Origin of the sequence: Pseudoalteromonas luteoviolacea NCIMB 1944, from assembly GCF_001625565.1 — a bacterium.
GTDB lineage: Bacteria > Pseudomonadota > Gammaproteobacteria > Enterobacterales > Alteromonadaceae > Pseudoalteromonas > Pseudoalteromonas luteoviolacea_F.
The window spans coordinates 15,216-30,328 of sequence record NZ_AUXS01000025.1; the positions used below are offsets into that span (position 1 = coordinate 15,216).

At 39.9% G+C, this 15,113-nt stretch carries 11 protein-coding genes; 9 read left to right on the plus strand and 2 right to left on the minus strand.

Annotated elements, in window-relative coordinates; translation table 11 throughout:
* Positions 1–221 precede the first annotated feature (221 nt).
* The gene (locus N483_RS09165; protein ID WP_023399977.1) at positions 222–545 is read left to right on the plus strand and encodes a hypothetical protein; all 324 of its coding nucleotides are present in this window, start codon (positions 222–224) and stop codon (positions 543–545) included.
* 269 nt (positions 546–814) lie between these two features.
* Positions 815–1,225 carry a GNAT family N-acetyltransferase gene (locus tag N483_RS09170; RefSeq protein WP_023399978.1) on the plus strand — a complete coding sequence of 137 codons (411 nt, stop codon included), beginning with the start codon at positions 815–817 and terminating at the stop codon, positions 1,223–1,225.
* 42 nt (positions 1,226–1,267) lie between these two features.
* Here the strand turns inward: N483_RS09170 and N483_RS09175 are convergent, their stop codons facing one another.
* Complete coding sequence (locus N483_RS09175; RefSeq protein WP_023399979.1) at positions 1,268–2,164, minus strand: LysR family transcriptional regulator; 897 nt, start codon at positions 2,162–2,164, stop codon at positions 1,268–1,270.
* A 220-nt stretch (positions 2,165–2,384) separates the two neighbouring features.
* On the opposite strand from N483_RS09175, the gene hutH reads away from it, so the two are divergent.
* The 5 genes from hutH to N483_RS09195 all read left to right on the plus strand — a co-directional run bounded on the left by hutH (position 2,385) and on the right by N483_RS09195 (position 9,651).
* The gene (gene hutH / locus N483_RS09180; RefSeq protein WP_023399980.1) at positions 2,385–3,884 is read left to right on the plus strand and encodes a histidine ammonia-lyase; all 1,500 of its coding nucleotides are present in this window, start codon (positions 2,385–2,387) and stop codon (positions 3,882–3,884) included.
* Between the two features lie 11 nt (positions 3,885–3,895).
* On the plus strand, positions 3,896–5,896 hold the full coding sequence (locus tag N483_RS09185; protein WP_023399981.1) for a urocanate hydratase: 2,001 nt from the start codon (positions 3,896–3,898) through the stop codon (positions 5,894–5,896).
* Between the two features lie 452 nt (positions 5,897–6,348).
* Positions 6,349–6,522: a hypothetical protein gene (locus N483_RS26925; protein WP_155250771.1), complete on the plus strand. Its 174-nt coding sequence runs from the start codon at positions 6,349–6,351 to the stop codon at positions 6,520–6,522.
* 289 nt (positions 6,523–6,811) lie between these two features.
* A complete protein-coding gene (locus N483_RS09190; protein WP_023399983.1) occupies positions 6,812–7,429 on the plus strand; it encodes an HAD family hydrolase in 618 nt (205 codons plus the stop codon).
* A gap of 764 nt (positions 7,430–8,193) precedes the next feature.
* Positions 8,194–9,651, plus strand: a complete 1,458-nt coding sequence (locus N483_RS09195; protein WP_023399984.1) for a PGAP1-like protein — start codon at positions 8,194–8,196, stop codon at positions 9,649–9,651.
* A gap of 607 nt (positions 9,652–10,258) precedes the next feature.
* Here N483_RS09195 and N483_RS09200 read toward each other — a convergent pair.
* The gene (locus N483_RS09200) at positions 10,259–12,229 is read right to left on the minus strand and encodes a hypothetical protein (protein ID WP_023399985.1); all 1,971 of its coding nucleotides are present in this window, start codon (positions 12,227–12,229) and stop codon (positions 10,259–10,261) included.
* Between the two features lie 667 nt (positions 12,230–12,896).
* Here N483_RS09200 and N483_RS09205 point away from each other — a divergent pair.
* Both N483_RS09205 and N483_RS09210 read left to right on the plus strand, forming a co-directional pair.
* Positions 12,897–13,493: a deoxycytidylate deaminase gene (locus N483_RS09205; protein ID WP_023399986.1), complete on the plus strand. Its 597-nt coding sequence runs from the start codon at positions 12,897–12,899 to the stop codon at positions 13,491–13,493.
* A gap of 459 nt (positions 13,494–13,952) precedes the next feature.
* Complete coding sequence (locus tag N483_RS09210) at positions 13,953–15,059, plus strand: ABC transporter substrate-binding protein (protein ID WP_023399987.1); 1,107 nt, start codon at positions 13,953–13,955, stop codon at positions 15,057–15,059.
* Positions 15,060–15,113 lie beyond the last annotated feature (54 nt).

Consider the following 15,113-nt stretch of genomic DNA (forward strand, 5'->3'; position numbering starts at 1 on the left):
TGGCTAGGGTGTTAGGGTTAGATCAAAATTGTGTTTTTAAGTGATGTGAGATTAAGCTAGTTAGACATTTATTTTATCAAGTTTTTGTAATTTATTTTCTATGTTACTTTATGTAATAATTCATATATTTTATAACATTCTACTCTATTTTTAATGTGTATGTTGAAATTGTTAAAATCTTTGCTTATTATTTTTTTTGATATTAACTAAAGGAAATAATAATGAAAAAGATAATCGCTTTTGCCCTTTTATGTGCTCCATTTATATCTAGTGCTAATACAGGTGCATTCTTAATAAAACATATCCAAGTAGAGCATGGGCATGTGTACATGTGGGGAGATGGAATGCAAAACCCTAAAAATTGCGATATCTCAGGAGTTGTGAAGCTTGATAAAACAAAAGAGGGCTTTGACCAGATGTACAGTTTAGCTTTGACAGCAATGGCCAGTGGTAAAAAAATAGGATTTTGGGCAAGTCATTGTGGCGCGACACCTTGGGGTGGAAAAAATACAAATACAGCGTATGCGGCTTATATTAAACAATAATTATTGATAATAGGGGCTAGCAATAGCCCTTCATTATTTTTAATACCAATAAATTAAGCTTTTACAGTGCGTTTTCGCTTACCTATTTGCAAAGCCTAGCTTTCCATGAACTTTTATTCTTAGCTACTTATTCTTCTCTTCTACGACTAGCCAACTCAAGAATCAAATTTTATCTTTCTAATATTAGAAGCTAGGAGGGGAAATTAACAAAGCACTGTATAAATAAACAGTTCTGTGTATAATCGTCCCAATATTACCGAGGAAAGATTATGAATTATACAGTTGAAGAACAAACTCCTACACCACAAGAATATTGTGATTTGCGGGTGACAGCAGGGCTTTCTGCTAAGTCTTTGCAGGCCGCTGAAATTGGCTTACCTAATTCATTATACGGCGTATCAATTCGTGAAGAAGGGCTGTTAATAGGAATGGGGCGAGTTGTTGGTGATGGTGCTTGTAACTTTGAAATCGTTGACGTTGCAGTCGACCCAAAGTATCAGGGGCGGGGGCTTGGCCGTGAAGTGATGACGTTTATTGACAGATATTTAGCATCAGTGGCTTTAGAAGGATCATACGTATCGATGATAGCCGATGAACCAGCGTTTTATGAAAAGCTAGGGTATCGTTTGGTTTCACCTAAAAGTCAAGGTATGACCAAAAAGTTTTATCAAAAACAATAAATTTGCGTAAGGGAAACGGGAAGGTTTCCCTCGAGTATTGCTTTAATAGGTATGGCTGCGCTTTAGCTCTTCAATAATGGCATTTGCAAGCGGGGAAGCTGAGTAGTTTTTTGCTGTTATCAATGAGACAGGAATAGTATAAGCGTATTTTTGTGGAGATATTGCTTTAAAGAGCCCTTTATCAACCCAATAGCTCGCGTAATGTTCCGGTAAGTAGCCAATAAAAGCACCGGAAAGGATTAAGTGAGCAATGCCCTCATCATGGTAAGCGATAGCGCTGTTCATGTAGTTAAGTCCATCATTTCTAACTTCTTTATCTCTCATATAGTTACTAGAAACAACCTCTGCACTATTAAGTTGCTTGCTTACCTGAGAAGCCTTGCAGTCAAACAATGGATGACCCTTTGCACAGTACAAGTAGTTTTTTTCGTCATAAAGTGGAATGTACTCTAAGCCGCGTAAGTGGTGGCGACTAACTCCAAGTCCAACTAATGAGCGACCATTTATCACTGAGGTTTCAACCTCTTTTGCTTCACATACATTAATATCAAATTGAATGTTGTCACTTTGTGCTTTAAGAGAAGCGATGGCATTCGCAATACCGCATCGAGGATCACTGGCCATGGTATCAATAACTGCGATAGTGACACGCCCAGAGAGCTCGTTTTTAGAGCTGGCGACGGTAGTTGCAAAAGCTTCACATTGCTGCAAAAGTTCAAGAGATGCTTGATAAGTTACTCTGCCCGGTTCGGTTAACTCAAACCCGCCACGTCCTCGTTTACACAGTTTGATTCCGAGTCGTACTTCAAGATCTGATAGGTGGGAGCTGATGGTTGATCGCCCTATGTTGAGGCGAGACTCTGCGGCAGACAGCCCGCCAGACTCAACAATAGCAACAAAAATTCTCAGTAGACGTAAGTCAACGTCATGAACTTGCACAGGTTTATCTCCAAAAAGCCGCGCATATTTACGCTTAGAAAAGGCCTTAAAACATCATTACGGCTATTGTAGAGGAATGTTCAGCAAAGTGAAAACTTAAAGTTTGATAAAATCGGAATGAAATACGATTATCTACAATTTATAAAACATCAATTGAGGAGTAATATTGCGTCATCAAGCACACAGTTGCTTAGGAAAAGCATATATTTAGGAGAATAAGATGACGTTTAGATATGGTGTAGATCGTCTGAACCTTGATATTGTGAACGGCATAGCCGATGGCAGTATTGAAGCAGAGCTTTGTCAGGAAGCATTAGATAAAATTAACAATAGCCGTCAACGTGTAGACAAGATGGCAGCATCTGACAAAGCCGTTTATGGTATTAATACTGGTTTTGGCCCGCTGTGCGACACCCAAGTTTCCCCTGAAGAGACAAAGTTACTTCAAAAAAATCTTCTTATTACCCACGCAGTAGGTGTAGGTAACCCGATCGCAAAGTCTATTTCTAAGCTGATGCTTATCACCAAAGTTCACGCGTTGAGCCAAGGTTTCTCGGGCATTCGTCTGGAAGTTGTTGAGCGCATGCTTAAGTTTATCGAACTCGATATTATCCCAGTTGTACCGGAGCAGGGTTCTGTTGGTGCGTCAGGTGATTTAGCACCACTTTCACATTTATTTTTACCACTTTTAGGTGAAGGTGAGTTTTGGGTAGGTGATGAGATCCAGCCTGCGGCGAAAGTACTTGCTGACAATAATTTAGAAGCAATGGACCTTGACTCAAAAGAAGGTTTGGCACTTATCAATGGTACACAGTTTATCTTATCTCACGCCATCACTGGTTTGACAAAGATGCGTTACCTCTTGGATCTTGCAGATGTTGCTGGTGCGATGAGCATTGAAGGTATGCAGGGCAGTGAGCAGCCGTTCCGCGAAGAGTTACATGCAATTCGTGCATTTGAAGGTAACATCGCTGTTGCAAAGCGTATGCGCCGTCTATTTAAAGACTCACAGAATATGGCAGACCACGAAGAGTGCGATCGCGTACAAGACCCATACTCACTGAGATGTATCCCACAGGTTCATGGTGCATCTCGCAATGCATTTAACCACTTAAAAGAACTTGCTGAAACTGAAATGAACTCAGTGACAGACAACCCAATTGTGATCAGTGAAGAAGAAGCCATTTCAGGTGGTAGTTTCCATGGTCAGCCTTTGGCAATGGTACTTGATTACGCGTCGATTGCCGCAGCTGAACTTGGTAATATTTCTGACCGCCGTTGTTATTTGCTACTAGAAGGCTTACACGGTCTACCTCGTTTGTTGACTACTTCTGGTGGTTTGAATTCAGGCATGATGATCCCGCAATATACTACAGCGGCTTTGGTTACAGAGAATAAATCACTGTGTTTCCCACCGTCTGCGGATAGTGTACCAACCTCTATGGGCCAAGAAGACCATGTGTCTATGGGTAGTATTTCAGGTCGTAAATTTAATCAAATCTTAGGCAACTTAGAAAAAATCTTCGCGATTGAATTGATGTATGCTGCGCAAGCTGTTGATTTTAGACGTCCAAATACGTGTTCAGATATTATTGAACAAAATCATGCATTGATCCGTACAAAGGTCGCGAAGCTTGAAGAAGACAGACTACTTAAACCAGACATTGATGCTATGGTTGAGTTTGTTAAGTCACAAGCATTTACGGTTACAGTGAACTAAGGAAATCCGAGATGAACTTTCAAGAACAAATTAAGCAGGGTATCCCTAGCGTATTGCCAGAAGCAAAGCCGTATCCTGCTGGAGCAAACCGTGCGCCAAAGCGTAAGGACATATTAAGCCCTGAAGAAAAGCAGCTGGCAGTAAGAAATGCACTGCGTTATTTTCCTAAAGAGTGGCACCAAGAGCTTGCTGCAGAATTTGCACAAGAGCTTAAAGACTTTGGCCGCATCTATATGTACCGTTTTAAGCCTAATTATGAGCTAAAAGCGCGTTCAATTTCAGATTATCCAGCTAAATGCGAGCAAGCTGCTGCAATCATGCTGATGATTGACAACAATCTGGATCCTGCTGTAGCACAGCACCCAGAAGAGCTGATCACTTACGGTGGTAATGGTGCAGTATTCCAAAACTGGGCACAATATCTACTTGCAATGAAGTATTTAAGTGAAATGGAAGAAGACCAAACACTTCACATGTACTCAGGCCACCCAATGGGTTTATTCCCATCATCAAAAGATGCGCCTCGCGTTGTCGTAACCAACGGTATGATGATCCCTAACTATTCTCAGCCAGATGACTGGGAAAAGTTCAACGCACTTGGCGTAACACAATACGGCCAGATGACTGCGGGCTCATTTATGTACATCGGTCCTCAGGGTATCGTACACGGTACTACTATCACGGTCATGAACGCATTCCGTAAAGTACTAGAAAAAGGTGACAGCCCGAAAGGTAAGATCTTCTTAACGGCAGGCCTTGGCGGCATGAGTGGTGCACAACCGAAAGCGGGTAACATTGCTAACTGTATTACAGTGTGCGCAGAGGTAAATCCAAAAGCAGCAATTAAGCGTCATGAACAAGGTTGGGTTGATGAGCTAGTTGATAACATGCCAGATCTTGTCGCTCGTGTTAAAAAAGCGCAAGCGGGTGAAGAGGTAGTTTCAATCGCATTTATTGGTAACATCGTTGATGTGTGGGAATCATTCCTTGCAGAAGATATTTTTGTTCACCTAGGTTCTGACCAAACATCACTTCACAATCCTTGGTCAGGTGGTTACTACCCGGTTGATATTAGCTACGAAGAGTCAAACCGCTTAATTCGTGAAGAACCAGAAGTATTCAAAGAAAAAGTACAAGCTACGCTTAAACGCCACGCTGATGCAGTGAATAAGCACACAGCGAAAGGCACTTACTTCTTCGATTATGGTAATGCGTTCTTACTTGAAGCGTCACGAGCTGGTGGCGATGTGATGGCGGAAAATGGCATTGATTTTAAATACCCGTCATACGTTCAAGACATCTTGGGTCCAATGTGCTTTGACTATGGTTTTGGTCCGTTCCGTTGGGTATGTACATCTGGTAAGCCTGAAGACTTGGATAAAACAGACGCGATTGCCGCGAAAGTGCTTGAAGAGATCATGGCTGAGTCACCTGAAGAAATTCAGCAACAGATGCAAGATAACATCACTTGGATTAATGACGCGAAGCAAAACAAACTGGTTGTGGGTTCTCAGGCGCGCATTTTGTATGCAGATGCAGAAGGCCGTATGAAAATTGCAAAAGCGTTCAACGATGCGATTGAGCGTGGTGAAATTGGCCCTGTTGTACTAGGTCGTGACCACCATGACGTAAGTGGTACAGACTCACCTTTCCGCGAAACATCAAATATTTATGATGGTAGTCGCTTTACAGCAGATATGGCTATTCACAACGTTATTGGCGATAGCTTCCGTGGTGCGACTTGGGTGTCTATCCACAACGGTGGCGGTGTAGGCTGGGGTGAAGTGATTAACGGTGGTTTTGGTATGTTGCTAGATGGATCGAGCGATGCTGAGCGCCGCTTGAAGTCAATGCTATTGTTTGATGTGAACAATGGTATAGCGCGTCGTAGCTGGGCACGTAACGAAGAGGCAAATTTTGCAATCAAACGTGAAATGGCCAGAACGCCAAAACTGAAAGTCACGCTTTCAAACAATGTGGATGACGATATTTTAAATAGCTTGTCATTGTAACCATATCTAATGTAGAGCTTAAGTTGTACTTGAGCTCTACATTGTTCTAACTTAGACCATCTACTTTTTATAGACTTTTCTTGCTTACCTACCATTAAATCAAACTACCTCGTTTGACAGTCTGACAATACTACATATCTCAAGCGGATTTTTTAGCCATACTTTCTCGCAATTACGAATTTTTTAAAAAATATCCTTATGACGTTTATCTAATAATATCGAATGAGTTATGTAACTAAATGGGAATTAAACTACCCATTTGATGATGAAGTGTTAAATACGTTCAAAATTAAAACAAAAAACGATTGGGGTATTTTAAAAATATCAATATTGGTAAATTAAATAACCATAATTAAGATCAAAAAAGGATAATTAATTTTTCATATAGGTGTTGTTTGAATATAAAAACCTGTTATTGTGTGCGTGTTGAATGTAACTAACCAAAGGAAATTATGATGTTACTTAAACTAAGTAAAAAGAAAGTCAAAAACCTAAGCACGTCTCACAAATCGCTTAATCAACAGCAGACTCCTCAGATTGGCGGTGCAAATGGCTTAGATACCCTAGGCTGTTTACCAACAGTCAAATGTCAGGTTTCTTGGCAGTGTTACTCAGATAACTGCTAATGAAAAAAGCAAGCTATGCTTGTGTTTGTAAATATCCTTAACCCTTGTCGTAGGTCTTAATTGACCTACTTTCGATATACGATTGTTCGTCTTTTCACTTTCCCTACATAGCAAACTCGTGCTCTATTGGTAAAAGTGATTACCCCTGCCTTACTTATTAATACAAATGGCGATAGTCTTGATTTTGTTATTTCGCAGTATGAACTTAATTCAACTTTTAATATCAAAATAGCATCGACATACTCGTGTACACTCTGTGAAAGACAAAACGCAAAACAAAGGAATAAAAATGGCACAAAATCGGATAAAAAATGTAGTTTTTGACATAGGTAACGTTGTTGTACGTTGGTCTCCGATAGACATTGTTAGACTGACATTTCCTGATGCAAAAGAGGTTGAAGCCCTTGCAAAATTGGTTTTTCACTCTGATATTTGGTTGGATATCAATAAAGGCATAACCACAGAACAAGAAGCAAAACGAAGATACCAAGAAGAGCTGGGATTCTCTGCGCAAGATACTGAGCGGCTTTTTCACTACACCAAACAATCTCTTATTTTACTTTATCAGTCAGTAGAGCTTATACAGCGAGTGAAACAGGCAGGCTACGGCGTATATACCTTAACCGATAATGTGCATGAAATTGTCGCATACCTCAAACGTACTTATGATTTTTGGAACTTGTTCGACGGCGAAATTGTGTCTGCTGATCTAGGAGTTTTAAAGCCTCAGCCTGAGATTTATCATGCGCTGCTAGAGCAATTCAACCTGGCTGCCAATGAAACGGTCTTTCTTGATGATATGCCCCACAATGTAGCGGGCGCAATGGCGGTGGGCATGGAAGCAATACAGTTTGAGAGTGCAGAGCAGGGCGAAAAAGAGCTTAAACGGCTAGGGCTGATTTTTTAATATCATTAATTACTTTATTGGCCGCCAATTGGCCCTTAAATTGGCGGCAGTCATACACATTGGGTGAATTTAGGCGTTCACTCATTCACTCATTTTACCCACTTGAATGTATGCTTTAATAAACCCCTTAGCCTTTGATTATTTACAGAGCTAAATATTTCGTGTCTGGACACTATATTAATACAAGAACAAGCCGGTGCCGTTTTTTATTTTTGCTAACAGGTTTTTGTTTGTGTAGTGTTTTTATGCGGTTTGCCATTATTGAATAGCGTCGTCACTGACCCAAATATTAATATTGCCACTCTATACCAATACTCGGTTATAGGCAGACCAATTCTTAATTTTCTTTGTCAGGGTGGTTTGAGTTAAGTTACGTTTTTTTATCTAAGTAAGTAAAAGGGCAGAAGATCAATTATTTAGAGAGCAAGCCCCTGCGAAAAAGAAAGTGTCTATTTCTATTTGTTTATCAATTTCTATTTTTATCTTTTTTCTACGAACAATGATTCTTATTGAGTCGTCATTTTAACCAAAAATAGCCCTTTAACTGTTTGATAGTTAAGCTTAATAAATATTTTTTTCACTTTTTATCATAGATGAATGTTCTCAATGTGGGCAGTAGTAATATCGAATGACAAGTTCACGCCATACACTTTTTTATGGCTAAAAATAAAGAACTTGTATTTTTAATTCTTTCAGTTGTTGTAGCTCAATTAATGTGTGCTTCTTCACGAAATGAAATTTAAATATAAATAAAAGGATATGAAATGTTTACTAATATAAAAAAGCTATTGCTCCCACTTTCTGCAACTTTATTTTCGCTTAATGCACATGCGAGTGGACCGTTTGTTATCAACTCTTCGGCGAGTTATATGATTGACGGGCCACTAAGAGGAGCAATTATCACCGGGGCAAGAATTAAGGTAGATCAGCGAACGGGTCGGACTAGTGTTTTAGAAGCAGAGAAAATGTATGAAATCATTAATAATAGTCAGGTGAGGTTGATAAGTGAGCGCGAGGAGCAGGGCAGGAGAACTGGCTACTGTATGCAATATTACCGTCATGACCCATCTCAATTAGAGTTTTGCAAAGGCACACACTCAAATAGATATAACAATTTTAAGTTGTATACTAATACTGAGCTAGGTCAAGATAATATATTTGACAAGCCCGTGTATATTATTGATGGCTTGGATCCGAACTCTACGCGAACGATGAAAACATTTTTTGATATGTTTTTCCCATCAGGTTCTAGCAATTATGGTAAGCCACAATTTCAAAGAGAGTTAAATAACTCCACTAGAGATATTGTTTTTATTAATACGGATTCTAGGTCAGACATCTCTAACAGCAGCGAAGTGTTCAAACGCCTTTTATTAGTTGATAAATTTAGACATGCTGGAATGAAGAAATCTGCGGTAATTGGCTATAGTATGGGAGGTCTCATAGCGAGAAAAGCGCTAGCCGATTTGGAAAGCAAACGTATAGACCACAATGTTTCTTTTTATGGCACATTAGATACACCGCATCGTGGCGCAAACACACCATATCAAGTGGTAGAAATGCTTAGAAGTATGAAAAACAAGCTAAATGATTGTCGATTTATTCCGGACTGTAGTAGAAGTAGAGAGAAGATCGCGGCATCATTAGATAGTTTAGTTGCAGGCACAGCTGGTACTATGTCAGTAATAGGAAATGATGTTTATCGCACTTATGAAGACCTTGCTCGCTATGGCCAGCCATTGAAACATGCTTCAGCTGCATTTTCCAACGGTAATGGTTACGGTCGCAATTACGATGGTAGTTATGGTGAGCCAGGTGAGAATAAAGATATTATGACGGCTCAATTTGACCTTGGTTTTGACAAAAGAACATTCAGAATTAAATCAACTAAAATTGACAATCATGCATATAAAGGATACTACCCATACAACAGTAAGCACTTTGATTACGCACCAGGTAGTTACCTAGCTGGATATGGCGCTCTGAGACAAGAGTTATCGAGTTCAGGTGTAGCAATTCTATCGTATAATAATGTTGATAAACACAGCTTTATTCCTACAGTCAGTGCACTAGACATTAACTCGTCTAGCTTAAATACGTTGCCGTACTACAATTCCTCAAGCTTTAAACATGTGTTTCATGGTGGCGCTAATAATTACCCTCATGACCGCATGGAACATCATACATATGAATTACAAAATATGTTGAATTTATACCATTAATAAGACGATTTAACAGGCAATCATACCTGATTTTTTATAAGCCCTAACAGGTTAGGGCTTTTTGAGCTACGTTAATCTGCTAAGGATAATAAAACCTTCAATTACTACCTTGTTGTCTGAGCGCTTCCTCTAACAGCCATACTTCGTTGACTAACCATGTGTACTAACACGTTGCCCTGATTTTATATCCAGCCTAGCTGTTATTCCTTGTCCCCCCAATTAGAAAAGTTAATCGGTGTTATAAAGCGTCTTTGTTGGGCTTTGGTTTGACTTACAGGAGCTTTATTCTTCCACTATTCACGCAAATCGTGTATTTAACTCAGGGTGCCTAACAAGCTCGGGAAAAGGCGCTGCATCATATGGTTTTTAAATTTTACCTGTCCAGTTTTGGGATTTTTTACGCTCATTGTCAAGTGGACTTATTGTAAATAAGTAACTTTCGTGCCATCCAAATTAGATTGGAGTGGATATAGGATAGGGCATAGGTCTACAAGTTAGTAAGGCTGTCAATGTGTGCCGCTCTTATCTTTGCCTTTACTAAGCGCAAGGCCAAAGAGAAAAACCTAGCCTTACGCATAGTGATTAAACGAGCATTGAAGCCACAATGTTACTGAGTTCGAGCGACTGCCAGCGCAATATTTCCCAATATATTGGGTGTACTGTAACCACCAGGTAATGATTGCGAGTGATCAATAAATATTTCAGGTGCTGATCTTGGGGTGACATTTATATTTTGGGTAGACAGCCAGTATAAGTAAATGTCGAGTAAGGTTTTGTCGAACTGTGCCAATTTTGCCCATTGGCTTTGATAAGCGCCAATATTACGGTAGTAGGGATCTGAGCCTCTGTTTTTACTACAGGCATCAATTGAACAAACATTGGATCTGAACCGTTGATCCAAGTCGGAGATAATTAATTGCGTCACTGTATTAGATAATCGCATCATGTCTTGATGGTCAAAGACGCCAAAGCCTCCAGCTAGGTACGCTTCTACAATAAATGCGACTGTATCACCGGCATGACTTACGTCAATGGTTCCCCCAACAGGCAGGCTGTTTGACGCACAATCTTGAGCGACCCCGCCAGCAGGCGCATAGCAGCGAATATTATAGGCATTGGCTCCGTTGGTTGTGATGTGCTCCAAAGAGTCTTTCAATACTTGCCCGCGATTCTTTATAAAGCTTTGGTATTGATTTTTAAGGGTAGGATCAGAGCTATGTTTATTAAGAAACAGCGCAATTGTACCAACTCGACCAATAAAATGTGTTACTTTCAAATTACTGAATTGGCCATATTTAGCGTACCACTTGCGCCAAATATGCTGCTCAGCAAAAACTTGAAGGCTTTTTGCTCTTGAATGTAAAGAGGAAAGTTGAGGGTCATCCAATATAACGGCGATAGTACGTGCAACTCCTGCACCTGCTCGCCACTCATAGTGATCATGGTCATACATGTTACCATTGTGATAGAACAAAGGTGTGCTGAACCAATCTAGATAGCCATCAGCGTTCTTGTCTTGACCTGTGCTTCTATACTTTTCACTGATCTGTAATGCTAATTCAGCCAATGAACTATCGCCAGATGCAAGATAAAGGTCAAGTAACCCATCGATACCAAGCCATGTATTGTACATATTCTTGACATCGCAAACGTTGTGTACTCGACCATCTATGGTTACTGGTGTATTACAATGAATATTATTCACCCAATTGTGAAGCGCTCTTGCTTTAAATGCGTGTCTTAGGAACGTGACTGTCGGGTTTTCCGACACGCTGTAGTTAGTGACGCTTTGTGTGGTACCGCCTTTTCCTTCACAGAAGACTTTGAGTTCGTAATTGTCCACGAGATTTGTACGCCGCTCAGACGTCCAGCTGTAATTACCACTTTTTTGCGCTCCTTCATAATAGACAATTTCATCACCTTCACTATTATAGGCGTAACATTTACTTGCATGGCTATACGAGAATTTCAATGTTTGGCGCTGGCCCAAATAGGCAGTGTTTGGAGTGTATTTTAAGTTACTGATTATTGGTTTAGAGACTGGGGTAAGGGTATATGATGTTGTTGTTTTTGTATTACCGCCCGGACCAGTGCAAGTAAATTGATAACTGACAGTACCTGGTCTGTTGCTTGTGAAAGTATAACGTCCTGATGTACCAACTTCAGTTCCCCATGGGTTTTTACATGACGTTGCATGTTCGGTAGACCATTTCAGGGTGATTGGTGTCCCAATTTCGGCGGTACGGGGGTGGTAGGCGAAGCTTGCCTTAGGCAAGGGGCGAGGTTTTACAACTCGTCGCGCTTTGAATGCTGCGCGCCCGCCAGATCCCGTACACGTAAATTGGTACTCGGTAGTACCGACTGAGGGGGTGGTAGTATATGAACCACTGGTTCCAATTTCCGTTCCCCATTGGTTTTTACAACTTGTGGCATTAACGACATGCCACCTTAGTGTGCTGGATTCTCCCACAGTAATTGTACTGGGCTGAAAAGAGAATTTCCCTGTTGGTTTTGAGATTGCGTGTGCACCTTGCATCGCTGCAATCGCTAAAACAGAGATCCCAAATATATATTTCATGCTTTACTTTCCTTAAGTGTATGAATTTTTAGCGGCGATATTATATACAACAAATCAGCGAAGATGTAATCGCGAAGACAAACGCGGATGTATCGTAGACCCACAACCAAATTTATAAAAGTGTTTAAAATCTCGGTGGAAAATACAAATGCGAAACAAAATATTGTGAACACCTAAAATTAAAACGAAGAGCCAATTTGACACGGTGCGGTGAACTAGTCGCCTAGCCTGTAGTACATATTAAAAACATCCAACTAAATCGTAACTAATTAAACATTTTCGGTGTCCTTATGTTCCAAATCTCTCCAAAAGGACAAATTTAAGCAAAGCATCTGTTTAAGAAAAGCGAACCGTGCATAACGGTGTGATTTGTTTCTGTTTTGAAACTATTTGTGCCTAAGTACTCTGGAAATTTAGATCACACTGAGCAAGTTTATTTACTCAGCCATAAATCTACGCCATCTTGGTTAAATCAGTTACTAGAAGAACTTAATATATAAGCTTGAGAGTGAATTAATTTGGAAAGGCATAAGTAAAACGTTCATCTATGCCATGTTTAATTCTTCCTATTAAAGTTTTATTGCCTGTATATAACATAGATTTTGCAGAGCCTCTTTCTTTTGTGAACGTTACTGTTTAGTTTTTGTAGAGCTAATTTAGGAAATGTATGTGTTCACCATTGAGAGAGCTAGGTAAGAGAGAGCGAGAGCCAAGTCTCACACTCCGCGCTAATTTTGTGGGAGCCCTTGGCTTAAGCTGGCGATTTATCTTCGAAGAAGCCAAAAATAAATGGAAGTATAACAATCAGATTGTAGGTCAAGGAGAAGGCGATTGCGTTGCTGAAATAGCTATGACGGACGGCAGTGTTGTTACTGGTAGATATGATGAAGATAAAAAAGGTACTCATGCTGAAATTATGGCCCTTTCTAAAATCGACCAATATGATGAAATAGCGTCTATTACTATATCTTCAGTCCCTTGCCCTCGCTGCGCTGTTATTCTTGAAAGGTACAATTTATCTAATAAAGTAATAGCTAGACCCAGTGATTCTACCTTTGGCCCTAGTTGGCATTGGCCTGGTACAGAGACAGAGTTGGCTTTTTTACTCGCGGGTCATGTCAGCGACACTATCATGAAATGGAGTTCACTTAAAACCGATGTATTTGGTAAATTTAAAGGGGATAGTGAATGGACTAAATACCCTCTAAAATCAACCGAGTTTATTTTAGATGAAGTAAACAAATATGATAATCAAATCAAGTAGAAGAAAATTTACACAAAAAATATAGAAGACACATATGGACACTCCATTTATGTCAAGTTAAGCAAATCTATCGGGGCAGTTTTTACTGCCACGTTATCGTTATTTTATTCCGTACTAGCCGCATTTTGATGATTAACCACATGTAATAAAGTGCGTTGGTCTTACATATATCCGAAATTATACAAAAGAATTATAAAAGGCACCCAACCTAATTTGTGCGTAAAATAAGAACAAGAATTCAATATCCAAGTGCACCACATATAAAAACAAGATAGAAATAAGGCTCTTTTCAGCTTCTGCTAGTGAAATGTGCGACCAATGACATTTTAGGCGCCAAGAAATGCCTTATGAACACCTGCCAATTTCCATGCCGATCTTCCCCTAACTGATAGTAACAATCTCTAAGTTGGTGTATTGAATCTGCTAAACTAATAGGGAGCCATTTCAAGAGGTGTTCTAATGGATACAATGAGCTTTGTCCGCTGTTTCAGTTGTGTATTGGTATTCGTTACTTTTTCATCGCAAGCCAGTTACTTTGTCTTTGTTAATCCATCAAATCGAGAAGACCAATTTTGGAATCATGTTACTAATTTAGTTATAGAAACAGCCAAGGACTTAAATGTAAGATTGGATGTTGAATATGCAGGCGCAAATCGAATTCATCAATCCGATCTAATAAAAGAAATTTCAGCTCGGAAGTCCAAACCAGTTGGCGTCATTTTCATGCCTTACGACGGCAGTATTTTGAAAAGTTTTCAAGCGTTAGAATCAGCTAAAATTCCCTTTGTAACGTTGGAGCAAGTATTCAATCGGAGTTTGTTTCCAGACCTTGGGTATCCAATGGAGAAATATACATATTGGTTGGGAGAATATACATATGACAACTATGGGGCAGCCACTAAGTTGACTCAGTACCTTATTGACCGAGCAAACTCTACGTTGAAAACCCCAGAAAATCTTTATGCTGTGGGGTTTGGAGGTGACTTCTACCAGTCGTCAATAAATCGGCTAAACGGCTTTACAACAACCACACAGCTAAATGAAAACGTGACATTAAATCACGTTTTACCTGCGAACTGGCAGCGGGGCAAAGCAACACAATTGTTTAAAGACGTTCACTCCAAATATGGAGAAACTCACATTGTATTTTGTGCATCAGACTTAATGGCTTTGGGCGTAATCGAAGGCGCAAAAGAGTTAGGTTTAACATCCAATAAACAAATTTTTATAGGTGGATTTGACTGGATGCCAGAAGCCTTAAAAGCGATAGAAAATAAGACTCTGACGGCGAGTATGGGAGGGCACTTTATTCAAGCAAGTATGGCGCTGATTGATTTCTATGACCACTTACACGGTGTGGAAATATATTCTAAGGGTGACAAAAGCGCGAGAGTCCCCATGTACATTGTTCATGAGAATAACATTGACATATATTTGCCTCTTTTTGACCCAAAAGCTGCCGGCATAGCTGATTTTTCAAAATTTTCTCGGCACTGGGCGCATACGCATGGGTTAAAACATGTACCGTTCACCGTAGATAACTATGCAATAGCTGTATCTTATTAAGCAATACGCAGAACATGTCGCCATTACCTAATAGCAGGGTATTGACTTAAAATG